The 25,444-nt window shown below is 46.7% G+C and carries 21 protein-coding genes; 20 read left to right on the top strand and 1 reads right to left on the bottom strand.

Features of this window, described 5'->3' with window-relative positions:
• The first annotated feature begins 54 nt into the window (after window positions 1-54).
• The 4 genes from gatC to htpG all read left to right on the top strand — a co-directional run bounded on the left by gatC (window position 55) and on the right by htpG (window position 5,417).
• Complete coding sequence (gene gatC, locus KGMB01110_RS04180; RefSeq protein WP_117602745.1) at window positions 55-348, top strand: Asp-tRNA(Asn)/Glu-tRNA(Gln) amidotransferase subunit GatC; 294 nt, start codon at window positions 55-57, stop codon at window positions 346-348.
• A gap of 17 nt (window positions 349-365) precedes the next feature.
• Window positions 366-1,853, top strand: coding sequence for an Asp-tRNA(Asn)/Glu-tRNA(Gln) amidotransferase subunit GatA (gene gatA, locus KGMB01110_RS04175; protein ID WP_117889071.1), 1,488 nt, complete (start codon window positions 366-368; stop codon window positions 1,851-1,853).
• Window positions 1,854-1,858: 5 nt separating this feature from the next.
• The gene (gene gatB / locus KGMB01110_RS04170; protein ID WP_117602746.1) at window positions 1,859-3,292 is read left to right on the top strand and encodes an Asp-tRNA(Asn)/Glu-tRNA(Gln) amidotransferase subunit GatB; all 1,434 of its coding nucleotides are present in this window, start codon (window positions 1,859-1,861) and stop codon (window positions 3,290-3,292) included.
• Window positions 3,293-3,395: 103 nt separating this feature from the next.
• Window positions 3,396-5,417: a molecular chaperone HtpG gene (gene htpG, locus KGMB01110_RS04165; protein WP_117602747.1), complete on the top strand. Its 2,022-nt coding sequence runs from the start codon at window positions 3,396-3,398 to the stop codon at window positions 5,415-5,417.
• An 85-nt stretch (window positions 5,418-5,502) separates the two neighbouring features.
• Here the strand turns inward: htpG and KGMB01110_RS04160 are convergent, their stop codons facing one another.
• Entirely contained in the window at window positions 5,503-6,006 is a 504-nt protein-coding gene (locus KGMB01110_RS04160) for a DUF5721 family protein (protein WP_119297652.1), read from the bottom strand.
• A gap of 120 nt (window positions 6,007-6,126) precedes the next feature.
• Here KGMB01110_RS04160 and KGMB01110_RS04155 point away from each other — a divergent pair, with 120 nt between their 5' ends.
• The 16 genes from KGMB01110_RS04155 (at window position 6,127) to KGMB01110_RS04080 (ending at window position 25,344) form a co-directional block, all read left to right on the top strand.
• Window positions 6,127-6,921, top strand: a complete 795-nt coding sequence (locus tag KGMB01110_RS04155; RefSeq protein ID WP_119297651.1) for a pseudouridine synthase — start codon at window positions 6,127-6,129, stop codon at window positions 6,919-6,921.
• Window positions 6,911-8,884, top strand: a complete 1,974-nt coding sequence (ligA, locus tag KGMB01110_RS04150) for an NAD-dependent DNA ligase LigA (protein WP_334294940.1) — start codon at window positions 6,911-6,913, stop codon at window positions 8,882-8,884. The genes KGMB01110_RS04155 and ligA overlap by 11 nt, the downstream gene beginning before the upstream one ends.
• A gap of 119 nt (window positions 8,885-9,003) precedes the next feature.
• The gene (gene trxA, locus KGMB01110_RS04145) at window positions 9,004-9,315 is read left to right on the top strand and encodes a thioredoxin (RefSeq protein ID WP_117888962.1); all 312 of its coding nucleotides are present in this window, start codon (window positions 9,004-9,006) and stop codon (window positions 9,313-9,315) included.
• Window positions 9,316-9,348: 33 nt separating this feature from the next.
• Entirely contained in the window at window positions 9,349-10,797 is a 1,449-nt protein-coding gene (gene clpX, locus KGMB01110_RS04140) for an ATP-dependent Clp protease ATP-binding subunit ClpX (RefSeq protein ID WP_119297650.1), read from the top strand.
• Window positions 10,798-10,826: 29 nt separating this feature from the next.
• Complete coding sequence (locus KGMB01110_RS04135) at window positions 10,827-12,095, top strand: cation:proton antiporter (protein WP_119297649.1); 1,269 nt, start codon at window positions 10,827-10,829, stop codon at window positions 12,093-12,095.
• A 97-nt stretch (window positions 12,096-12,192) separates the two neighbouring features.
• The gene (locus tag KGMB01110_RS04130; RefSeq protein WP_119297648.1) at window positions 12,193-13,944 is read left to right on the top strand and encodes a S8 family peptidase; all 1,752 of its coding nucleotides are present in this window, start codon (window positions 12,193-12,195) and stop codon (window positions 13,942-13,944) included.
• A gap of 160 nt (window positions 13,945-14,104) precedes the next feature.
• A complete protein-coding gene (locus KGMB01110_RS04125) occupies window positions 14,105-14,575 on the top strand; it encodes a zinc-ribbon domain-containing protein (protein ID WP_119297647.1) in 471 nt (156 codons plus the stop codon).
• On the top strand, window positions 14,576-15,049 hold the full coding sequence (locus tag KGMB01110_RS04120; RefSeq protein WP_117602755.1) for a signal peptidase II: 474 nt from the start codon (window positions 14,576-14,578) through the stop codon (window positions 15,047-15,049).
• A 291-nt stretch (window positions 15,050-15,340) separates the two neighbouring features.
• Window positions 15,341-16,411 (top strand): ABC transporter substrate-binding protein, encoded by a 1,071-nt coding sequence (locus KGMB01110_RS04115; RefSeq protein WP_117602756.1) that lies wholly within the window; start codon window positions 15,341-15,343, stop codon window positions 16,409-16,411.
• Window position 16,412: 1 nt separating this feature from the next.
• Entirely contained in the window at window positions 16,413-17,513 is a 1,101-nt protein-coding gene (locus KGMB01110_RS04110) for an ABC transporter ATP-binding protein (protein ID WP_119297646.1), read from the top strand.
• Between the two features lie 29 nt (window positions 17,514-17,542).
• Window positions 17,543-18,385, top strand: coding sequence for an ABC transporter permease (locus tag KGMB01110_RS04105; protein ID WP_119297645.1), 843 nt, complete (start codon window positions 17,543-17,545; stop codon window positions 18,383-18,385).
• A complete protein-coding gene (locus tag KGMB01110_RS04100; RefSeq protein ID WP_117602759.1) occupies window positions 18,378-19,175 on the top strand; it encodes an ABC transporter permease in 798 nt (265 codons plus the stop codon). The genes KGMB01110_RS04105 and KGMB01110_RS04100 overlap by 8 nt, the downstream gene beginning before the upstream one ends.
• Complete coding sequence (locus KGMB01110_RS04095; protein WP_119297644.1) at window positions 19,172-20,626, top strand: M20/M25/M40 family metallo-hydrolase; 1,455 nt, start codon at window positions 19,172-19,174, stop codon at window positions 20,624-20,626. The genes KGMB01110_RS04100 and KGMB01110_RS04095 overlap by 4 nt, the downstream gene beginning before the upstream one ends.
• A 106-nt stretch (window positions 20,627-20,732) precedes the next feature.
• On the top strand, window positions 20,733-22,796 hold the full coding sequence (locus KGMB01110_RS04090; RefSeq protein ID WP_119297643.1) for a hydantoinase/oxoprolinase family protein: 2,064 nt from the start codon (window positions 20,733-20,735) through the stop codon (window positions 22,794-22,796).
• Window positions 22,796-24,760 carry a hydantoinase B/oxoprolinase family protein gene (locus KGMB01110_RS04085; protein WP_119297642.1) on the top strand — a complete coding sequence of 655 codons (1,965 nt, stop codon included), beginning with the start codon at window positions 22,796-22,798 and terminating at the stop codon, window positions 24,758-24,760. Before KGMB01110_RS04090 ends, KGMB01110_RS04085 begins: the two co-directional genes overlap by 1 nt.
• A complete protein-coding gene (locus tag KGMB01110_RS04080) occupies window positions 24,757-25,344 on the top strand; it encodes an L-2-amino-thiazoline-4-carboxylic acid hydrolase (protein ID WP_117888953.1) in 588 nt (195 codons plus the stop codon). The genes KGMB01110_RS04085 and KGMB01110_RS04080 overlap by 4 nt, the downstream gene beginning before the upstream one ends.
• The last annotated feature ends 100 nt before the right edge of the window (window positions 25,345-25,444 follow it).

Genomic DNA, 25,444 nt, shown 5'->3' with positions numbered 1-25,444 from the left:
TGCAAAGAAAAAGTCAGGATGAAACGGAAGAACATTGTAGTAGAGGAGAGAATTATGGCAAATAAGATTTCAGATGAAACCATCGAGTATGTAGGAATTCTTGCAAAGCTGGAACTGTCCGGGGAGGAAAAGGAACATGCCAAAGCGGACATGGAAAAGATGTTGGATTATATTGATACACTGAATGAATTGGATACTACGGGGATCGAACCGATGTCCCATGTATTTCCGGTACAGAATGTATTCCGTGAGGATGTAGTGACAAACGGAGATGAGAAAGAAAAGACTCTGGCAAATGCACCGGAATGTAATGAAGATTATTTCGAAGTTCCGAAGACGATAGGATAGAGGGGTGAATGAACAGCATGGAGATATTAAGTCTGACAGCCACGGAGCTGAGTGAAAAGATTAAGCAAAAAGAGATCACGGTGGTGGAAGCGACCAAAGCCGTGTTGGAGCAGATAAAGAAAGCAGAGCCTGTCATCAACAGTTATGTGACCGTAGATGAAGAGGGGGCACTTGCACAGGCAGAAGAAGTGCAGAAGAAGATCGATGCAGGGGAACTAACAGGACCGCTGGCAGGTGTACCGGTAGCGGTAAAGGACAATATGTGCGTCGAGGGACAGCTTACGACCTGCAGTTCCAAAATCTTATATAATTTCAAACCGACCTTTTCCTCGGAAGCAGTCCTGAATCTGAAAAAGGCGGGAATGGTCATCGTTGGAAAGACCAATATGGACGAGTTTGCCATGGGAAGTACCACAGAGACTTCTTACTATGGTCCGACCAAAAATCCACACAATACGGAGCATGTCCCGGGAGGATCCTCCGGAGGAAGCTGCGCGGCAGTGGCAGCACAGGAATGCTTTATGGCACTGGGATCTGATACCGGTGGATCGATCCGTCAGCCAAGTTCCTTCTGTGGAGTGGTAGGATTGAAGCCGACTTACGGAACCGTATCTCGTTACGGTTTGATCGCCTATGGTTCTTCTCTGGATCAGATCGGACCGGTAGCAAAAGACGTGACAGACTGTGCGACCCTTCTGGAAGCGATTGCGTCTCATGATACAAAGGATTCTACTTCCGTGGAAAGAGAGGACTATGATTTCACAAGCGCATTGGTAGAAGATGTGAAAGGTCTGAAGATTGGAATTCCGAAGGATTATTTCGGAGACGGACTGGATCCGGAAGTAAAAGAGGCAATTTTAAAGGCAGCGGATGTGCTGAAAGAAAAAGGAGCCATCGTCGAAGAATTTGACTTAAGTTTAGTACAGTATGCGATTCCGGCTTATTATGTCATTGCATCTGCCGAGGCAAGTTCCAACCTGGAGCGATTCGACGGAGTGAAATATGGCTACCGTACCGAAGAGTACGAAGGTCTTCACAACATGTATAAGAAGACTCGTTCCGAAGGATTCGGCGCAGAAGTAAAACGCCGGATCATGTTGGGTTCTTTCGTATTGAGTTCCGGATATTATGATGCATACTACCTGAAAGCACTTCGAACCAAGGCTCTGATCAAGAAAGCCTTTGACGAAGCCTTTGAAAAATACGATATGATCCTGGCACCGGCAGCCCCGACGACGGCACCGGAGCTTGGAAAGAGTCTGAGCGATCCGATCAAAATGTATCTGGGAGATATTTATACGATTTCTGTCAACCTGGCAGGGCTTCCGGGAATTTCTCTTCCGGTGGGCAAAGATAAAAAAGGACTGCCGATCGGTATGCAGTTGATTGGTGACGGATTCCAGGAAAAGAAACTGATCCGTGCCGCATACACCTATGAATGTGCAACGAAAAAAGAATTTGAAGGACCGGCAGATCTTTCTGCAGTTCCGGGAAAGGAGGCGTAAGGGAAATGGCAAAGCAATATGAGACAGTCATCGGTCTGGAAGTACATGTAGAACTTGCAACCAAAACCAAAATTTTCTGCGGATGCAGTACCGCATTCGGAGGAGCCCCCAATACCCATACGTGTCCGGTCTGCACCGGAATGCCGGGATCTTTACCGGTACTGAACCGTCAGGTGGTAGAATATGCTTTGGGTATCGGTCTGGCAACCAACTGCAAGATCACACAGGTCTGCAAATTTGACCGGAAGAATTATTTCTATCCGGACAACCCGCAGAACTATCAGATCTCCCAGTTATATTTGCCGATTGCAAGAGACGGATATGTGGAGATTGAAGTAGACGGTCAGACCAAGAAAATTGGAATCCATGAAATGCATATGGAAGAAGATGCGGGAAAACTGGTACATGACGAGTGGGAAGATGCTTCTTTCGTAGATTATAACCGAAGCGGAGTGCCGCTGGTAGAGATCGTATCCGAGCCGGATATGCGTTCCGCAGAAGAAGTGATGGCTTATCTGGAAAAATTACGTCTGATCATTCAGTATCTGGGCGCATCAGACTGCAAACTTCAGGAAGGTTCTATGCGTGCGGATGTTAATATTTCCGTCCGGGAAGTAGGAGCAACCGAGTTTGGAACCCGTACCGAGATGAAGAACCTGAATTCTTTCAAGGCCATAGCAAGAGCCATCGAAGGAGAGAGAGCCCGTCAGATCGATCTGATCGAATCCGGCGAGGAAGTAATCCAGGAGTCCAGAAGATGGGACGATACCAAAGAAAAATCTTACGCCATGCGTTCCAAGGAAGATGCGAAAGACTATCGTTACTTCCCGGAACCGGATCTGGTGCCGATCGTGATCAGCGACGAATGGATCGCAGAAGTAAAGGCTCGTCAGCCGGAATTTCGTACCGAGAAGCTGGAGCGTTATAAAAAAGAATTTGAGATTCCGGAGTATGATGCAGAGATCCTGACTGGTTCTAAGAAGATGGCAGACATTTTTGAAGAGACGACTGCAATTTGCAACAAGCCGAAGAAAGTGTCCAACTGGCTGATGGTAGAGACGATGCGTCTGTTAAAAGACCGTGGCATGGAAGTGGAAGACTTAAGCTTCTCTCCGGCAAATCTTGCAAAACTGATCGATCTGACCGAAGCCGGAACCGTCAACAGTTCCGTGGCAAAGGAAGTCTTTGAGCATGTCTTTGATGAGGATGTGGATCCGGAGGTTTATGTAGAGGAACACGGTCTGAAGACGGTTAACGACGAGGGTGCACTGAAAGCGGCACTGGAACAGGCAATCGCCAATAATCCGAAAGCAGTAGCGGACTATAAAGGCGGAAAAGAAAAAGCCCTTGGAGCGCTGGTTGGACAGACCATGAAAGCAATGAAGGGAAAAGCAAATCCGGGCATGATCAACCAGATGCTGCGGGAAATGCTGAAATAGAGAATTTAAAGTTATTAGCACTCTTTTGAAAAGAGTGCTAATTTTCTATTGACTTTTAAAATTTACAGTATTAGAATATCCTTTAATGAAAGGAGTGTTCATAATGCAGGTAAAAAAGGGAAACTTATCAATAGACAGTGAAAATATATTTCCGATTATTAAAAAGTGGGTGTATTCCGATCACGATATTTTCTTCAGAGAGATGGTATCCAACGGATGTGACGCCATTACTAAATTAAAGAAATTAGATCTGATGGGAGAATATGAACTTCCGGAAGGATACAAAGGTAAGATTGAGGTTGTAGTTAATCCGGAAGAGAAGACTCTGAAATTCATTGATAACGGTGTCGGTATGACAGCCGATGAAGTGGTAGAGTACATCACACAGATCGCTTTTTCCGGAGCAACACAGTTCCTGGAGAAATATAAAGATAAGACGACGGAAGACGATATGATCGGTCATTTCGGACTGGGATTCTATTCCGCATTTATGGTAGCCGATGAGGTTCACATCGATACCCTTTCATATAAGGAAGGTGCGACCCCGGTACACTGGGTCAGCAATGGTGGTACCGAGTATGAGATGCAGGACGGAGACAAGACGACTGTAGGATCAGAGATTACATTGTTCCTGAACGAAGACAGCCTGGAATTTGCCAACGAATACCGGGCAAGAGAAGTCCTGGATAAATATTGTTCCTTCATGCCGGTAGAGATTTTCCTGAGAAAAGAAAATGCAGAGCCGGAATATGAGACGATCGACGAGGCTGATCTGAAAGAGACCGATGAAGTGGTTGAACATATCGAAGAGGAAGCAAAAGAGGGCGAAGAGCCGAAGAAGAAAGTCAAGATTGTGAAACGTCCGGTTTCCATCAGCGACATTGCACCCCTTTGGACCAAGCATCCGAATGAGTGTACCAAAGAGGAATACATTGAATTCTATCGTAAGGTATTTATGGATTACAAGGAACCGTTGTTCTGGATCCATCTGAACATGGATTATCCGTTCAACCTGAAAGGTATCCTGTACTTCCCGAAGATCAATACCGAGTATGATTCCGTAGAAGGAACCATTAAGTTGTACAACAATCAGGTCTTTATCGCAGACAATATTAAGGAAGTGATTCCGGAATTCCTGATGGTATTAAAGGGTGTCATCGACTGTCCGGATCTGCCGCTGAATGTATCACGAAGTGCATTGCAGAATGACGGATTTGTCAATAAGATTGCAGATTACATTTCCAGAAAGGTCGCAGATAAGCTGACAGGAATGTGTAAGACGGATAAAGAGAACTATGAGAAATACTGGGATGATATCAGCCCGTTCCTGAAATTCGGTTGTCTGAAAGATGAAAAATTCGGTGACCGTATGAAAGATTCCATGCTCTTTAAGAATCTGGATCATAAATATCTGACACTGGATGAATGTATCGAAGAAAATGGCGGCTCCGTAGTTTCTCCGAAAGAAGAAGGAGAGGCAAATGAGGATGATGCTGAAAATGAAGTTGAAGAGATCAAGACCACGATTTACTATGTGACCGACGAACAGCAGCAGAGCCAGTATGTCAATATGTTCAAAGAGCAGGGACAGGATGCAGTGATTCTGTCACACAACATTGATTCCGCATTTATTACCTATCTGGAGCAGAAGAATCCGAAGGTTCGTTTCCAGAGAATCGATGCCGATGTTAATGAGTCTCTGAAAGAAGAAGTAGCGGAGGAAGAAAAGGAAGAGTTTAAGAAGAATTCAGACAGTCTGATCGAGATCTTCCGGAAATCTCTGAACAATGAGAAGTTAGATGTAAAAGTCGAGAAGCTGAAAGACGCCAGTATCGCATCGATGGCAGTACTTCCGGAACAGTCCCGCCGTATGGAAGAGATGATGAAGATGTACGGTATGGGCGGAATGGATGCGGCAGCCTTCGGAACCAATGCAACGCTGATCCTGAATGCAGGTCATCCGCTGGTTAAATTTGTGGTAGAGCATAAGAGAAGCAAGAATGTACCGATCATTTGCAAACAGTTGTATGATTTGGCGATGCTGGCACACAAACCGTTAAGCCCGGAAGAGATGACAGCCTTTGTACAGAGAAGCAATGAGATCATGATGCTGTTGACGAAGTAAAGAAAAGGAAAATACAGATATAAGGCACATGCGAAGGTCGGGCTGGATCCGTTGGGGATAAAGCCAGACCGGAGCAAGATGGAACTCAGGACAGAAGTTCAAATGGGATCTCCTGCTGTGCCAGGAACTTCTGGATCGCCAGATCGAAGGCCTGTTCCAGACTCTTGTCCAGGGTGAACAGATTCAGGGAAGTCCCGGTGATACATTGAAGCGAGGTTCCGTCGTAGCGGAAATTTAAGAAAGCTCCCTGCACATCATTGGACGTAAACGCAGTGTCGGCAAAGGATAGCAGTTTCGCAATCTGTGCGGAGTCCAGACCGAAGATCAATTTGAAACTAAGAGGGGTACGCCGCCCCTTGATCAGAGAAAAACAGAATTCCCGGATATCCTTCCAGTAAGAATATTCGGGGATTTCTTTATATTCCTGGAGATCCTCTTCGGAAAAGAAGTAGGAATGGAACCGTCCGTCGATGGAAAAGGTGGAATAGGTGACGATTTCTCCTTCTATAAAATAGAAAGGATCGAATGTAGGAGAAAGCAAAAGCTTTGCCATACAGGATTTTACATTTGGAAACTGGATTGCAATCATAGACACCTCCGAATAAGCTGAACTTATAGATAGAATCAGTATACCACAAATCTCTTTCACGATGGTAAAATTCGTGCTATACTACGTGAAGCAACAAAAAAACTGGAGAATAAAAACGACATGGGAAATCGAATCAAGGAAGAATTTGAAAACAAAAAAGAGCCGGTCAGACTGAATAAATACTTAAGTGAAGCAGGAATCTGCTCCAGACGGGAGGCAGATAAACTGATCGCAGCCGGCAAGATCACCGTAGACGGAGAACGGGCGGAAATGGGGATGCGTGTGATTCCAGGCAAGCAGGAGATCCGGATGGGGAAAAAGGTGATCTCGAAGAAAGATGAGATGGTGGTACTGGCGGTGAACAAACCGGCAGGAATTGTCTGTACGGAAGATCGCAGAGAACGGGACAGCATTGTGCGCTTTTTGAATTATCCCATTCGTGTAACCTATATCGGACGATTGGACAAGGATTCCACCGGTCTGCTTCTGATGACGAATAACGGAGATATCATCAACAAAATGATGCGGGCTGGAAATTATCATGAAAAGGAATATAAGGTAACGGTAGATCATGAGATCACTGCGGACTTCCTGGAGAAGATGGCTTCCGGTGTGGAGATTTTGGATACCATAACCAGACCCTGTCAGGTGGAAAAGATCGGGACGTATACGTTTCGGATTATTTTAACTCAGGGGCTGAATCGACAGATCCGTAGGATGTGCGAGGCACTGGGATATCAGGTAAAGAAACTGAAACGGGAGCGGATTATGAATATCCGGCTTGGAAATTTAAAAGAAGGAATGTATCGTGAATTGACCGATGAAGAGTTGGACACATTATATGATATGATCCGGGATTCATACAGTGCACCGAAAGGTCCGGGAGAAAGAAATGGGGGACATCATGGAGAGTAAAGATATATTAAATAAGAAGAAACGCATGGAGGAACTGGTGGAGCTGCTGAACCGGGCAAGGCGTACCTATGAGCAGGAAGACCGGGAGATTATGAGCAACTTCGAGTACGATAAGCTTTATGATGAACTTCTGGATCTGGAAAAAGAGCTGGGGATTACCATGGCGCAGAGTCCCACCGTCAACGTAGGATATGAGGTTTTAAGTGAGCTGCCGAAGGAGCGGCATGAAAGCCCCATGCTTTCGCTGGATAAGACGAAAGAACGTTCCCGACTGAAAGAGTTCTTAGGCAGCCATAAGGCGGTCATCTCCTGGAAAATGGACGGGCTGACCATCGTGCTGACTTATCGAAACGGACAACTGTTCAAGGCAGTCACCCGTGGTAACGGGGAAGTGGGAGAAGTCATCACCAACAATGCCAGGGTGTTTCAGAATGTACCGCTGACCATTCCCTATCAGGGAGAACTGGTGCTGCGAGGAGAAGCGGTGATCAGTTACAAAGACTTTGAGAAGATCAACGAAGAGATCGAGGACGTGGACGCCAAATATAAGAATCCCAGAAATCTTTGCAGTGGATCGGTACGGCAGTTAAATAATGAAATTACGGCAAAACGAAATGTAAGATTCTATGCCTTCCATTTAGTCAGCGCGGAGAATGTGGATTTCAAAAATTCCAGGATGGAGCAGTTCGCCTGGTTAAAAGAACAGGGATTTGAGGTCGTGGAGCATTACCTGACCGATGCAAATGATCTGGATGCGAGGATGGATTTCTTCGCAGAAAAGATTGCGCAGAATGAATTTCCGTCGGATGGACTGGTTCTGATCTATGAGGATATTGCCTACGGACAGTCCCTTGGAAGGACAGCAAAATTCCCGAGAGATTCCTTTGCGTTTAAATGGGCAGACGAGATCCGGGAGACGACCCTTCGGGAGATCGAGTGGAGCCCATCCAGAACCGGACTGATCAATCCGGTGGCGATCTTTGATCCGGTGGAACTGGAAGGAACCACGGTGTCCAGAGCCAGTGTCCACAATATCAGTATTATGGAAGAACTGGAACTTGGAATTGGAGATACCATTCAGGTGTACAAAGCCAATATGATCATCCCACAGATTGCCGAGAATCTGACCAGGAGCGGAGTAAAGGATATCCCGAAAATCTGTCCGGTCTGCGGAGGTACCACAAAGATTTCCGTGGCAAATGACACGAAGACACTGGTCTGCACCAATCCGGACTGTCAGGCAAAGCAGATCAAATCATTTGCACTGTTTGTGAGCCGGGATGCCATGAATCTGGACGGAATGTCGGAGGCAACTCTGGAAAAATTCATCGGCTGCGGATTTATCAAAGATTTTGATGATCTGTTCCATCTGGACCGTTATGAAGAACAGATCAAAGAAATGGATGGGTTCGGGGAGAAATCCTACCAGAAGATCATGCAGAGCGTGGAGGCGGCCAGACAGACAACCCTTCCGAAGCTGATCTACAGCCTTGGAATTCCGGGCATCGGTCTGGCCAATGCCAGAGTGATCTGTCAGGCTTTTGGAGATGATGTGGAGAAAATGATCCATGCAGAGGACGAAAACATCGCCGCGTTCCAGGGAATCGGACCGGTGCTGGCAAAAGCATTTGCAGATTATTTTAAGGAAGAGACTCATGTTAAGGTGCTGGAAAAACTTCTGAAAGAAGTGACTCTCCCGGAGAAAACAGAAGCGGAAGCAGGAGATCAGATCTTTGCAGGGATGACCTTTGTGATCACCGGATCGGTCCACCACTTTGCAAACCGGAGAGAAGTGAAAGAAGTGATCGAAAGCAAAGGGGGAAAAGTGACGGGAAAAGTCACCAAAAACACCAACTTTTTGATTAATAATGACGTGAACAGTACGTCATCCAAGAACAAAGATGCCAATAAACTGGGGGTAAAAATCCTCTCAGAAGATGAATTTGTTCAAATGTTGTCATGAAAATGATTTTTTGTATCTTTCTTTGACCGAATGTGATAGAATAGGTCACGAAGAAAAGAAGGGGTGCTTTTGGGGTGCCCCAGACAATAGAGTTTGAGGCAGAAAAGGAGGAATTTGTGATGTTAGAAATTACATTGAACAATTTTGACGCAGAAGTAAAACATTCAGAAAAACCGGTATTGCTGGACTTTTGGGCAAGCTGGTGTGAGCCGTGCAAACAGTTTTCACCAACGGTAGATGCATTTGCAGAAGAGCATGAAGAAATCAAAGTGGGAAAGGTAAATGTCGATGAGGCGAGAGACTTAGCGTTTCAGTTTCGTGTGATGGGAATTCCCACTTTGCTTTTATTTAAAGACGGAGAGAAAGTGGCAAGCTCTACCGGAGTCCTCACACGAGAGGAATTAGATGCCTGGGTAAAGGAGAATCTCTGATCTTCGATCCCGGATGGAAAAGGAGAGACAGCAATGTCAGAAAAAGATTTGATCATTGAAGAAGACGGAAGTGTGACAGAGGAGACAAAGCCTGTGACAACGGATCCGGAAACTTCGAAGAAAGAGGATGAATTTGAAAAAGTCTGCATGCTTTGCCACAGACCGGAGAGTACGGCAGGGAAGATGATTGAACTCCCGAATCATATGAATGTGTGTCAGGACTGTATGCAGAAAAGTATGGATATGATGAACAACAGTGCTTTTGATCCGTCAAAGCTGATGAATATGAATATTCCGGGGGTGCAGTTCTTAAATCTCGCGGATCTGGAAAATATGATGCCGAAACAGCAGCAGGTCAAAAAGAAGAAACCGGGAGAAAAAGTAGAACCGGTCTTCGATTTAGGGAAAATGCCGGCACCACATAAGATCAAGGCGCAGTTGGACGAATATGTAGTAGGTCAGGAATACGCAAAGAAAGCAATTTCCGTGGCTGTTTATAATCATTATAAAAGAGTGGCATCTGATACGTCAGACGATATTGAAATCGAGAAATCCAATATGTTAATGATCGGACCGACCGGTGCGGGAAAGACTTATCTGGTTAAAACCCTGGCGAAGATTCTGGATGTACCACTTGCTATTACAGATGCCACCTCCCTTACGGAGGCAGGCTACATAGGAGACGATATCGAGAGTGTCCTTTCCAAACTTCTGATGGCGGCTGACAATGATGTAGACCGCGCAGAGCAGGGCATTATCTTTATTGATGAGATCGATAAGATTGCAAAGAAACGAAATGCCAACCCAAGAGATGTCAGCGGAGAGTCTGTTCAGCAGGGACTGCTGAAGCTGTTGGAGGGCAGTGAAGTTGAAGTGCCGGTAGGCGCCACCAGTAAAAACGCTATGGTGCCGATGACCACCATCAATACCAAAAATATTTTGTTCATTTGTGGTGGTGCATTTCCGGAACTGGATGAGATCATCCGGGAACGCCTGATGAAACGCGCTTCCATCGGTTTTGAAGCCGATTTAAAAGATAAATATACGCAGGATAAGGACATTTTATCGAAGGTTACGGTGGAAGACCTGCGTAAATTCGGTATGATACCGGAATTCCTCGGAAGACTTCCAATTATCTTTACGTTGAAAGGACTGACGGAGGACATGCTCGTCAAGATTCTGAAAGAGCCGAAAAATGCAATCTTAAAACAGTACCAGAAGCTTCTGGCACTGGATGAAGTCCGTTTGGATTTTGAGGAAGATGCACTTCGGGCAATTGCAGAGAAGGCGATGAAAAAAGATACAGGAGCCCGTGCGCTGCGGGCAATTATTGAGGAGTTCATGCTGGATATTATGTATGAAATTCCGAAGGACGATTCCATAGGTCAGGTGACCATCACCCGTGCCTATATTGAGGGAACCGGAGGACCTGTTATTACATTGCGAGGGCAGCAGCCTGAGCAGCTTACACAAACATATTAACAGAAAACCGGAAAGGAAGAGATGAGAAAATGGAGAGCTACAGATATTTATTGGATTTGGCACTGATCCTTTTGTTCACAAAAGGCCTTGGGCTTTTGACGCGAAGAGTTCAGATGCCACAGGTAGTCGGAGCGTTGCTGGCAGGTTTGATCTTAGGGCCTGCAATGCTTGGTTTTATGAAGGAAACCGCATTTATTTCAGAGGTTGCAGAACTGGGAGTTATCGTATTGATGTTCTGTGCCGGCATGGAGACGGATATTCAGGAGTTAAAGGCGAGTGGTAAAGCGTCATTCGTGATTGCGTTGATTGGTGTACTGGTACCGCTGGCCGGTGGATTCGGAGTGGCATACATATTTAACCGCCCGGATATGATCGCATCAGAGGCGAATGCAAGCGCATTCCTTCAGAATATTTTTATCGGTGTGATCCTGACAGCTACATCGGTAAGTATTACCGTGGAGACCTTAAAAGAAATGGGAAAATTGAAAACCCGTTCCGGAAATGCAATCCTGGGTGCAGCAATCATCGACGATGTGCTTGGTATCGTTGCATTGACCATCGTTATGAGTATGGCGGATTCTTCTGTCAGCATCGGGGTGGTTCTGCTGAAGATCGTCCTGTTCTTCGTCTTTGCAGGTGTGGCAGGATTTGCATTTTATAAGCTGTATACCTGGTGGATTGCAAAATCTACCAAAGCTTTACATCGTCATGCTATTGTGGCATTTGTATTCTGTCTGCTGATGTCTTACATTGCAGAAGTGGTATTTGGTGTGGCAGATATTACCGGAGCATTTATTGCCGGACTGATCGTATCCAACGTGGCACGTTCCGAATGGCTGCAGTCCAAGTTTGATACCATTTCCTATATGGTACTTTCCCCGGTATTCTTTGCAAGTATCGGTCTGAAAGTTGTACTGCCGGAGATGAGCGGAATTATCATCGCATTTTCCGTTGCAATTACAGTGGTTGCAATCCTGACTAAGATCATCGGTTGTGGACTTGGTGCAAAAGTATGCGGATATAAAAATTATCAGTGCGTTCGAATCGGTGTGGGAATGATTTCCCGTGGTGAGGTTGCGCTGATCGTGGCCAGCAAGGGTGCATCTGCCGGACTGATGGGATCCGATTTCCTTGGACCTATCATCATCATGGTTGTGGTTACAACGATCGTCACACCGATCCTCTTGAAACTGGTATTCAAGAAGAATGAAGATACACCGGTTGAAGCCGGCAAACAGGTTACCAGTTACTATGAAAATGCGGATCAGTACCGTGGAGAAACAAGACAGAAGAAATAAAGAGGCGGATGCCAGAATATTCGCAGTAAAGGAGAAAGAAATACGAGAACTTTGCATAGACTGAAAAGATAAAAAAGGCCGTAGAGGAGTTGGAATTATGGCAGTGGACAGTATGTGTAGAGAAAAGATTCTTTCGGAAGAATACAGAGACTTTATTATACGGGGCGTACGAACCGGTTTCCTGGAAGGGATAATCGGTTCTGCGCCCTGTAAACTTTCTGTGGGAGAAGGTTATGAATGTCTTTATTTGCCGGATGTGGTGGCAGATCCGATTACCTATGAACGCTATTCCTATAATGCAGTTCCTCAGTGCTATACCCTGCTTGGGATGGAAGCACTGAATCAGGCGGGGATTCTTCTGATCCAGAATTATCCGACCCTGCAGTTAAAAGGAAGCGGAGTTATGATCGGTTTTGTGGACACGGGAATTGATTATACCGGTTCGGTGTTTCGGAATCTGGACGGAAGTACCAGAATCGAAGCAATCTGGGATCAGACGCTAACGATGGAAAAAGTGGTCAGAGAATCAGGGAAAACAGGAGAAACAGACGGACTCTGGAATCCGGCCTATGGAACAGTATATAACAGAGAAGAAATTGATCGCGCGCTTCGATCTGAAGATCCATTTGCAGTGGTTTCTACGCGGGATGAAAACGGACACGGTACTTATCTGGCAAGTGTCGCCTGTGGAAATGCACCGGACGACAGAAACGCAGGGGAATTTCTCGGCGCGGCTCCGGAATCCACGATTGCCGTGGTGAAGCTGAAACCGGCAAAGCAATATCTGAAAGATTTTTATTTTATCAAAAAGGATGCAGTCTGTTTTCAGGAAAATGATATTATGTTGGGTTTAAAATTCCTCCACGATCTGGCTCTGGAAAAAGGAATGCCCATCGTCTACTGTCTGGCGCTTGGAACCAGTCTGGGCGGACATGGAGGAAGCACACCGCTTCCGGGACTGTTAAATGCCTACGCAAGACAGAACAATCAGGTGGCTGTGGTCGGGGCGGGAAATGAAGCCGGCCAGCGGCATCATTATTCCGGTCGGATCAGTGATCTGAAAGAAGTACAGGAAGTGGATATCCGGGTAGGAGAGGACTGTAAAGGGTTTACTATGGAACTGTGGAGCAACCTTCCGAATATCCTGTCGGTGGGACTTACGTCACCTTCCGGGGAATCTACCAATCCGATTTTTATCCGTTCCAATGGGAATACAGTCTTTCAGTTTCTGCTGGATAAGACGGTGCTGTATCTGGAATACCGGATTACGGCAGAAGGAACCACATCCGAGCTGATCAGCCTGAGATTTCAGGATCCGACTCCGGGAATCTGGAAGTTGCAGGTGCAGGCGTCGCAGCTTGGGGACGGGAATTATCATATCTGGCTTCCGGTCCGGGAATTCCTGAACACAGAGGTCTATTTTCTGGAATCGGATCCCAACATGACCATAACCTCGCCGGGGGATGCACGAAGTGCCATTACGGTGGGATATTACAATGGCACCAATCAGAGTATCGGTGTGAATTCCGGCAGAGGCTTTACCAGAGAAAATCAGATCAAACCGGATCTGACGGCACCGGGAGATTCGGTACAGGGAATATTCCCGGGAGACCGCCTGATAAGCCAGACCGGTTCCTCTCCGGCGGCAGCGATCACCTCGGGAGCTGTGGCACTTTTGCTGGAATGGATCTTAGAGCAGCTATCGGTGCCGAGTCTGGATGCGGCAGAGCTGAAAAGCCTGCTGATCCTGGGTGCAGACCGGAAAGAAGGAATTTCCTATCCGTCCAGAGAATGGGGCTATGGAACGTTGAATCTGGCAAATGTATTTTTACAAATCCGTAAATTTTAAAGAAAGAAATTTCAGGGAGAAGAAACCGGTTGATCAGTTTATAAAGTCTTTAGATTTAAACCGGGGAATTTCCTTGCTGAGGCGAAAGGGTAGCGGTATAATAGACGAAAGAAAAGCTTGGAATTGTAAAAGCGAACAGCTTGGAAGAGGAGGAATACAAATGAGAGATTTCTTTGAAGATTTAGGAAAAAGACTGGGCGAGACGGCAGAAAGCCTTACAAACCGTGCAAGTGAGGTAGTTGAGGTACAGAGAATCCGCGGACAGATTCGTGCCCTGGATAGAAATAACGAGAGAGACTATCGGGATATCGGTCGTATGATCTATGAGAAATATAAAAATGGCGAAGTGATCGATACGGAGATGGTATGTATCTGTGAAGAGATCGAGAAGCGGGAAGCAACTGCAGAAGAGATGGAACAGATGATCGCAGATTCCAAGGGAACTACAGTCTGCCCGAACTGTCATGCTAACCTGACACCGGATATGGCATACTGTCCGCAGTGTGGAGAGAAAGTGCCGGAAGAGGAAGAAGAACCGGAGGAGGAAGCAGCAGGAACAGAGGCAGAAGTTGCAGAAGAAACAGCCGAAGAGGCTGAAACGGCAGCAGCTCCGGAATCTGAGGAAGCTTAAATGATCGGGATTGTTTTTGGAATTGTACCAACATTGATCCTGGTCGATCTGATCTTAAAGAATCTGGCAGAAGCCCGTCTAAAGGAGGGCGAGTCCCGGGAAGTGCTGGGAGGCCATCTGCTGATCCGCAAGGTGTACAATCGCGGGATGTGCCTGAATGCGATGGATGACCGTCCGGATCAGGTGAAAAAGATATCACTGGGAGCCTCTCTTAGCGTGACACTCTATCTGATCTACTGTCTGTTTCGGCAGAAGAACCGCAGATTAAAACAGGCAGGTCTGGTATTGATGGCAGCTGGAGGCTGGAGCAACACCATCGACCGTTGCCTGAGACATTATGTGGTGGATTATTTTGGATTCGGAGTCAAATGGGAAAAACTCAAAAAGGTTACCTTTAACCTGGGGGATATGTTCCTGTTTATCGGAGGAATCCTGGTAGCCATCGGTTCTGCGGGAAAGAAAAATAAAGATTGAAAATGAAGGATGAATTCCATTCAGAAAGGGACTCGGTATATTTTAACCGGGTTCCTTTTTTGCAATATTAATGTTTTTTGTCACGGCCCGTTGCAACTTTTGCGGGGATGAAATACTGGTATCTGCAACTTGATTTTTACAAGAGTACATGCCAGGCAGAACGGAAAAATATATTGTACAAATCTACATACAATTTCAAAACCTATAAAATATAGTTGACAAATAGGAATTAAATGTTATATACTTCATACCAACAAAAACATACCAAACAGATAGGAGAGGTAGGGAAATATGAAAAAGAAAAGAATTACAGCAATCCTGGCAGCAGCAACGTTGGTATTGGGGCTGACAGCCTGTGGATCCGGAAATAAAAGTGCTGACAATACATCTGCCAAAAAAGATGAGGAAGTAACCATCGGAGTATACAGTGGAGATTGGAAGACTCAGATTGATGAGGCGGCACTTCAGGATTTTGAAAAAGAAACCGGAATCAAGGTAAACATTGTAGAGGGAGCTGATGCAGAATGGGTATCCAAAGTAGAAGCAGCAGACGGAAAGAATGTACCTTATGATATCCTGGTACTGATGCCGAACTCCATTCGTGAGCTGAACGAAAAGGGACTTTTAGAGAATCTGGATTCCGACAAGGTATCCAATATCGCAGATCTATATCCGTCACTTCTGAAAGAATTTGAAAATGAAGACGGAACCTATCATGCAGTTCCATTTGCTATCGGTCAGTTAGGTCTGATGTATCGTGCCGATCTGGTAGATACAGCACCGACTTCCTGGTCAGATCTCTGGAACGAAGAATATAAAGGACATGTAGCAATTTCACCGCTTACTTATACAGCAGGATTACAGTTCTTCAGCGGACTGTTACAGACGCGTTCGGAAGACGAAGTCTTTGCAGATCTGGCAAAATTAAAAGATAGCGTATCCTCTCTGCCGGACAGCGCGGGAGCCGTTCAGACTCTGATCGAGCGTGGAGATGCATGGGTTATACCTTATTGGGATGGAAGAGCTTACTCCCTGAAAGAACAGGGACTGGATGTAGGATTTGCTTATCCGACAGACGGAGCGGTTTGCGCAGCATCCAACTGGGTTGTTCTGAAAAATGCACCGCATCTTGACAATGCATATGAACTGTTAAATAAGATCTTATCTCCGGAATCCTGCAAGAGCTTCTCTGAGGCATCTTACTACGGAACAGCCAATCAGAAGACAGAGTACTCTGATGATTTCCTTTCAAAGGTGCAGGTCGGAGAAGAATTTTACGAATCTCTGGTATGGGTAGATTATGATCAGGTAGATCAGAAACTGAATGACTGGGTACAGAAATGGCAGGAGGCTTTAAACTAACATGGGTCAGATAGAAATCAAAGATATTGTTCAAAAATATGATAAGAATGAAGTCTTACATCATATGGATCTGAAAATTGAAGACGGAGAGTTCTTTTGTCTGCTTGGACCAAGCGGATGCGGAAAAACCACATTGCTGAACATTATCGGCGGCTTCTTAACACAGACACAGGGGGAACTGCTGGTGGACGGCCGTGAAATCAGCAAGATTCCTCCCCATAAACGGGAGATTGGAATGGTCTTTCAAAATTATGCTCTGTTCCCGCACCTGAGTGTGTATGACAATGTGGCATATGGACTGAAAGCCAGAAAGGTTCCGAAGAAAGAAATGGATCAGAGAGTCCGGGAATGTCTGGAAAGTGTACGGCTTCAGGATTATGCAAAACGAATGCCGCATCAGCTTTCCGGTGGACAGCAGCAACGGGTGGCAATTGCGAGAGCTCTTGCAATCCGCCCGTCCATTCTTCTGATGGATGAACCACTGGGCAATCTGGATGCAAAGCTCCGTAAAGAGATGCAGGTAGAACTTCGGACGATCCAGAAGAGAGTGGGAGTTACCACCATCATGGTCACACACGATCAGGAAGAGGCTATGAGCCTTTCAGACCGGATCTGTATCATGAAAGACGGAACAATCCAGCAGATCGGAACACCGGCAGAGATTTATCGGCATCCGGCCAATCAGTTTGTGGCAGGATTTTTAGGACAGGTGAATCTGACAAAAGCCGTACCGGATCCAAAGGGCAGTGAATATTACAGAAGTACAGACTGGATCGGTTCAGACGGCAAGCCGTTGTTGCTGAAATCCACGCAGAAAAACAGAAATCACGAAGGACAGGCGGAAATGTTCCTGCTTCGTCCACAGCAGATCGAGCTGGCACTCTACGAAGAAGGAAGCATGGAAAATTGTACCGATGCAACGGTAGCTTCAGTGATTTATGCGGGAAGTGAAATTTATCTGACGGTTCAGTTTGATCAGAAAGGCAGTCTTCAGGTAACCTTATTGGATACCTGGGGTACACAGATTCCGGAAGTCGGACAGAGAGTCCATGTATCATGGAGTTCGGAAAGTCTGATTCCGGTTCGGGACGGAGTCGCATAAACACGCAGAATGGGAGGAAATAGCGTAGTATGAACAAACGAAAAACGATCTACTGGCTGATGATGTTGCCGGCACTGATCTTTCTGCTGGTCTTTATGGTAGTACCGATCGTATTTATCATTCAGCAGAGTCTGATCAGTGAGGCGGGAGCATTCAGCTTTGAACGATATGCACAGATTCTGACATCGGCGAGAGACTGGAAAGCGATTGGGCTGACAATCGGAGTGGCCCTTCTGGTGACCGGATTCTGTGAACTGCTGGCGTATCCGGTGGCATATCTGATGGCACGGACAAAAAGCAGGAGTTGGAAGACGGTCTTTTATATTATTCTGGTATCGCCCCTCCTGACCAGCGTGGTGATCCGGTCGTTTGCCTGGATTGTACTGCTGACACAGAACGGAATTATCAATACGATTCTGATCGCGGCGGGTGTGACGGAAAAACCGCTGACCCTGCTCTGGAATTTAAAAGCAGTCATTCTGGTATACGTACAGGTGTTGCTTCCATTTGCAGTCATGCCTCTTTCTTCCGCGTTTGAAGAGATCAGTACCGATTATGAGAAAGCTTCCAAAAGTCTGGGTATGGGCAGAGTTGCCACGTTCTTTAAGATTACATTGCCGCTGACGGTAACCGGAGCAGTCTCCGGAGGGGTGATGGTCTTTGCGCTGACCGCAGGATCTTATATTACTCCACTCCTGATCGGAGGAGGAAGACAGGATTTCCTGCCGGTTCGAATTTACCAGCAGGCGATTCAGTTGATGGATCTTCAGGGAGCAGGTGCGTATTCCTGCGTCCTTCTGATCCTGGTTCTTTTGATCATATTGCCGGTGGAATATGCGTTGAAGAGATGGGAGAGAAAAGTGTATGGATAAGCAGAATAGGAAAATCGACTGGTTGATGCTGGGCGTGTGGATCGTGGGAATTCTGATTTTTTTATTCCTGCTGCTTCCAAGCATCATCATTACAATCTCGGCATTCAGTGCATCCAAATATTCCACATTTCCACCCCAGGGATTTTCGCTGCAGTGGTTTGAAAAATTATTTATCGATGATGACTGGATGGAAGCAATCCACAACAGTTTGCTGCTGGTATTGGTGGTCACACCGATCACTACCATTCTGGGAACCATGGCAGCCTATGGACTGAACCGGTTAAAATTGAAAATCAGCTCTCAGATCCAGGCATTTTTGGTATCGCCGCTGATGATCCCGCAGATTATTATCGGTATTGCACTGTTATATGTGTTTGCGGACTGGGGCTTAAACGGAACCTTTGCCGCACTGGCAATCGGACAGATCCTGGTGGCATTTCCCTATGTGGTGCGAAATGTAAATGCCAGTCTGGTCAGCATTCCCCCGTCTCTGGAAGCAGCCTCCATGAGTCTTGGAGAATCGCCGCTTCGCACATTTTTCAGAGTGACATTGCCGCTGATCAAAGGAGGAATTTTCTCCGGAGCCGTGATGGCGGCCGTAACATCCTTAGGAGAAGTTTCTGTCAGCCTGTTACTGTCAGCTCCGACAGATATCCCGGTTTCTGTCCGTATCTTTAACTATGTAGAACAGACTTATGATCCGGCAGTCAATGCAGTTTCCGTAGTTTTTATCGCAGTTTCTGTATTGTTACTGTTCCTGATCGGAAGAAAGAACGGATTGAAGACATGAAAGAAGCACAGAGAGCAGACTGGGAAAAGGTAAAGCAGTTATTTCTTGAGATTTCAGAGATCCCGAGAAATTCCGGACAAGAAAAGAAGGTCGGTGCTTACATCCTGAAAAAAGCAGAGGAATTAAAACGACCTGCGAAAATGGATGAAGCCGGAAATATCTGGATCGGTACATTTTCCGGAAAGAAAGCAGAATATTTGCTACAGGCGCATCAGGATATGGTCTGTGTGAAAGAGGAAACTTGCATCCATGATTTTTCAAAAGATCCGATCCGGGTGGAAGAAAAAGACGGATGGCTGATGGCAAAGGGAACTAGCCTGGGCGCAGATAATGGCATCGGAATGGCATATTTGTTGGCTCTTTTGGAGGAAGATCAGAAGGGAATCCTGGAAGGAATTTTTACGGTGGGCGAGGAAATCGGAATGAGGGGAGCCAATGCTTTGAATGCCGAAGACTTTCAAATCCAGGCACAGAAGCTGATCAATCTGGACACCGCCTGGGATCAGGTTATGGTGGAAGGAAGTGCCATGGGTGTTGCCGGTGTATTTACAAAGCTGCTTGCGTGGGAAGTTTCCGATTCCATCCACTGGTATGAGATTCAGATAGATGGGCTTACGGGAGGCCATTCCGGAACTCAGAGTTACAAACGCGGAGCCAATGGGATCCGACTGATGGCGGAATTCCTGAAAAAAATTCCGGGGAAATGGGATCTGGCTTTATTCGAATCAAAAGGATGGGACAATGTGATTTCCAATCACGCAGAGGTTACACTTGGAGTTCCCGATGATGAAATTTTGTTCGAGATTTATTTTGAAATGATGCAACAGGAGTTTCAGGAAAGATACCGGATGACCGATCCAAATCTTTTTTTGAAAAAACGAGAGATCAGACGTCCACAGAAACAGTTGACCGATCCGGTCAGACAGGCAGTGGTTACATTGCTTTGTCAGGTGCAGAGCGGAGTGTTAAAAGAGCAATCCGACAAACAGACGGATTTTCCGGAAGGAATGGAGATGTGCCGGGTTCATACTTCTGCAAATCCAGCCAGTGTGGAGATGACAAAGGAGATGCTGACGTTTCGCTGCCATTACCGGAGTATGGATGAAACGTTTTTTGAAAGAAAGATTTGGATCCTGGAAAAACAACTGGCCGAAGAAACCGGAGCATCGCTGGAAGCGCAGCAAAAAGCGGCCGGATGGCAGCCGGAAAGCGGCGGAAGTCTCAAACAGGAACTGACAGAGGCTTATCGGAAAGTACACGGAAAGAAGCCGACATTTGTATCCATTCCGGCTACGCTGGAATGTGGAGAAATCAAAGAAAGACTAAAGATCAAAGAAGCTGTTTCTGTGGGACCGATCATGAAGGACTATCACACACCGAAAGAGAGACTGCAGATAGAAAGTGCAGCCGGACTGTACCGGGTGTTGAAAGAAATGCTGGCTCTTGCCTGAACCTTTGTGAAGCCAGATGGATCAAGAAGGCTCATAAAGCATAAAAGAAACAGAAAGCACAGAAGGAACAGAAGGAACAGAAGGAACAGGGAAAGGAAGGAAAGATATGGGAGAAAAGAAATCCTATCGTTTGGGAATAGATATAGGAGGTACATTTACCGATCTTACGCTGATTGAGGAACAGACGCAGAAGATTGTCGGAATCAAGACACCGACCGTACCGCTTGCACCGGAACAGGGTGTAAAGAACGGACTAAAAGTCTTGAAAGAAACCTACGGACTGAATCCGGAAGAAATCCGGTATTTCGTACACGGAATGACGATCGGACTGAATACACTGCTTCAGAGAAAAGGAGCAAAGATCGCGCTGTTCGTGACGGAAGGATTTCGCGACATTCTGACCATGCAGAGAATGCGCCTTCCGGTTCCTTATGACTTCCATTCCAGGCTTCCGAAACCGCTGGTACCGAGAAATCTGGTCTATGGAATCAAGGAGAGAACCCTGTTCCAGGGAGAGGAAGAGACATCGGTTGATTATGCCAGTGTGGATCAGGCTATTGCAGATGCAAAGAAACAGGGCGTGGAAGGAATTGCCATCTGTTTCCTGCACAGCTACATCAACGGAACCCATGAACAGCAGGTAGAGTCCTATATCAAAGAAAAGGCACCGGAATTAAAGGTCTGTGCATCTAGCGAGATTTGGCCGGAAATGAGAGAATATGAGCGTGCAGTGATTGCCGTGGTCAACTTGTATATTCAGAAAAATGTAGAGACATATTTTGAGAATCTGAAACAGATTCTGAAAGAAGAAGGCGTCCGGGTGAAACCGTTTATCACACAGTCAAACGGTGGAATCATGAATCTGGATACGGCAGCGAAGATGCCGATCCGTACCCTGTTCTCCGGTCCGGCGGCAGGCGTGATCGGGGCTGTGAATGTGGCAGCAAAAGCAGGAGAGACAGAGCTTCTTACTTTTGATATGGGTGGAACCAGCACAGACATTTCCGTCGTGCAGAACGGAACACCAACCATGGGACAGAAGAGTGAGCTGGCAGATTGCCCGATCGTAATGCCATCGATTGATATCGAATCCATCGGAGCCGGAGGAGGATCCATCGGCTGGCTGGACGCAGGCGGAATGTTGAAAGTAGGACCGGAATCCGCAGGATCAGATCCGGGACCGGCATGTTACGGAAAAAGTTTTCTTCCGACTCTTACGGATTCCTTCCTTCTCTGTGGATATCTGAATCCAGAACGATTTGCAGCCGGAAGTATGGGACTGGACGAGGAACGTTCTGAGAAAGCCCTGAAACCGCTGGCAGAAAAGTTGCAGTTATCCGTCAGAGAACTGGCAGACCGACTGATCCAGATTTCTATTGCAAATATGTATGCACAGTTGAGCAATGTAATGGAGCAGAAAGGATTTGATCCACGGGAACTGACCGTACTGGCTTATGGTGGCGGTGGTCCGGTAACGGCAAACTTCATTGCAGAAGAAATTCATGCAAAGAAAGTACTGGTACCGTTCAGACCGGGAACATTGTGTGCGGCAGGTGCACTGTCCGCCAGCTTTGTCTATGACGCGGTAAGGCCGGTACAGAATAAACTGTCTGCATTGAGTGCAGAGGAGATTACAAAGGCACTGGAAGAGTTGACAGTGCAGGCAAAAGAATGGCTGGATGCGCAGGAGAGCGGACTGGATATGGAACATCCACTGCTGGAATTTCTGGCAGATGCAAGATATCAGGGTCAGTCTTATGAAATCCAGATTCCATTGGGTCCGGAGGCACTTCTGAAAGAAGGACTGAAAAAACTGGTATCAGATTTTCATGCACAGCATCAGAAATTATACGGACATTTTGAAGAGAGTGCGGAGATTGAACTGGTCAATATCCGTGCAAGGATTGAAGGTCAGGCTCCGGAATTCCCGGCAAGTGAGTCCTTAGAGAATGAGAAGGGACAGATAAAAACAAAACGCCCGGTTTACATCAACGGAACCGAGTATCAGGCAGATATTTATGACAGAGCAACCCTGAAAGCAGGAACCACCATTTCCGGACCGGCAGTGGTGGAGCAGGATGATACTACCGTCCTGATTCTCCCGGACTGGAAGGGAACCATCGATCCGTTTTATAATCTGCATATCGTAAGAAAAGAGGAGGAAGCATAATGCGTACAGATCCGGCAATTTTAGAGATTATTCAGAACTTTTATTCAGCAGTGTGCTGCGGAATGGGCTATGTGATTGAGCGGACATCTTACTCCACTTTCGTTACAGAATCCGCAGACTATGCGACAGCACTGACTCTTCCGACGGGAGAATTCTTTGCCTATCCGAAGACCGCAGGTGTCACCAACTTTATGGGATTGTCACTGACCCGTGTGATCAAAGAATGCAAGGATTTTGAAGAAGGAGACATCATTTTAACCAATGATCCGTATACCACAGATGGTCTGTCGACCCATCTTCCGGATGTGCATGTGATCAAACCGATTTTCCATGAAGGAGAGCTGATCTGCTTTGCATGGACGTTTGTTCATACCAGTGACGTGGGCGGATGCGTGCCATCCAGTATCACTCCGACTGCCACAGACATTCAGATGGAAGGGCTTCGGATCCCTCCGGTCAAATTATTTCAGGCAGGAAAAGAAAATCAGGACATCAAGGCATTGTTCCTGGCGAACAGCCGGATGCCGGTTCTGAACATGGGAGATTTGAATGCCATGGTATCTGCGGTTAATACGGCAGAGCGTAAAATCCATGAGATTGTCGCAAAATTCGGTCTTCAGACTGCAAAAGACAGTATGCTGGATCTGATCGACCAGAGTGAACTGCGTGCCAGAAAGATCGTGGAAGCAATTCCGGACGGATCTTACAGATTTGCAGATTATCTGGATGACGACATGGAGAGTGAGGTGCCGATCCGGCTGGCGGTAGAAGTCCGTGTGGAAGGTTCCGATATCACGCTGGATTTCAGAGACTGCGATCCGCAGGTAGCTACCGCATTTAACCTGGTGACAAACGGAAGTCATCATTCTTATATTTATCAGGGACTGATCAACTATATCATCAGTGAGGATCCGTTTATTCCGGTCAATGGAGGACTGACCAATCCGATCCATATCCTGGCACCGGAAGGAACCATCGTCAATGCGCAGTATCCGGCGGCAGTGGGATGCCGGCATCCTGTTTCCCTGCGACTGTACAATGCGGTTCTTGGGGCGCTGGCACAGGTGATTCCGGAGAAAGTACAGGCAGCAGGCGGCGGTCAGGCAGCGATTGTCGTATTGTCCGTACCGGATGATGAAAGAGGCGGAGCCTATAAGAGTACCGTAGTAGAGCCTATGGGAGGTGGCGGTGGCGGCCAGAAGGGAATGGATGGTGTGCATGGAATCGATCATTCTTCCGGTTTCCTCTGCAATACACCGATTGAAAATCTGGAGCACCGGACCGATATTCTGGTAAAACGGTATGAACTGGTGGAAGACTCTGCCGGTGCAGGACTTTACCGGGGAGGAAATGCGATCCAGATCGAGTTTGAAGTGAAGAAACAGGGCTCTCTGGTAGGCGCAAGAGGTCAGGAACGTCTGAAATTTGAACCCTGGGGATTGCAGGGCGGTATCGCCGGAGAAGTGGGCACCGTTACGCTGAATCCGGGAACCGAACAGGAAGAGAACTTATCCAAGATCAGTGTCCTCCATGTAGGAAAAGGAGATGTGGTACGGATCTGCTCTCCAAGCGGCGGTGGATGGGGAAATCCATACGAACGACCGGAAGATGCAGTGCTGCTGGATGTGGAAGAAGGATTGTTGTCTGTGGAAAAAGCAGAAGAAGCTTACGGGGTTATTTTAAAGGAAACTGCCGAAGGACTGGCAGTGGATGAAGAAAAGACCAGAGAAGCAAGAGCCGGAAAGACAGGACAGAAAGCAGAAGTCTATGATCTGGGAGAAAAGCGACGGGCCTATGAGGCAGTCTGGACACCGGAGGCAAGTGACCGGCTGGCACAGCTTTTACAGGAGCGGCCCATTTCTCAGAGATCTTACTATAAACATCAGATTCATCAGAAACTGGATGGAACAGACCATGCGCTGAGTGCGGAAGAAGTGGAAGCAGAATACAGGAGGCAGGCATGAGCGAACCGGGAAAAAATCAGGAAACAGACAACAGAACGGAATATGAGAAACGGTTTCGGGAAAAAGTAATGGCACCGGACAGTGTTTCTATCAGACAGTTTCAATCGGCAGTGGAAGGTGCCATCAAAGCCAGATCAAAAGTGACCTATCTGGTGTGGAAAGAATTGAAAGAACAATATCCGGAAGTAGACGCCACGAAAGTGATGGCGTCTGCTTATGAAAAATTCGGAGAACTTGCAGGAGAGACCTGGGGGGACATCGAGAATCCGGGACAGGCTCTGATCGCACAGTCCTCTATGGGCGGGTATCTGGTATTTGACCAGACATTAAAGGAATGTTCTGAAACATACGCGCAGAAAACCTTTCATCATTGTCCGCATATCGAGGCTTTCCGGGAACTGGGCGCTACGGACGAAGAGATCAAAGTCCTCTGTCAGGACATTTTGTCGGCAGGAGATTATGGAAATATGAATCCGCATGATAAGGTTCGCCTGGAATTTCGAAAACAAATCGGCGCAGGGGATGACACATGCGAGTATTGTGTGGTACCATGTGAAAATGCCGGAAAATGTTCTGAGCAATAAAATTTGCACAGATAACGAAAAGGTGCAGGTACAACGGAAATCTATACAGGGAATAGAAAGTTGCAGAACGAGAGGCTGAACAGAGAACAGAAACGGCAAC

This window comes from Mediterraneibacter butyricigenes (assembly GCF_003574295.1).
Lineage (GTDB): Bacteria > Bacillota > Clostridia > Lachnospirales > Lachnospiraceae > Mediterraneibacter_A > Mediterraneibacter_A butyricigenes.
The sequence above is the reverse complement of the archived record's forward strand: the minus strand, read 5'-3'. Positions and strand labels throughout refer to the sequence as shown.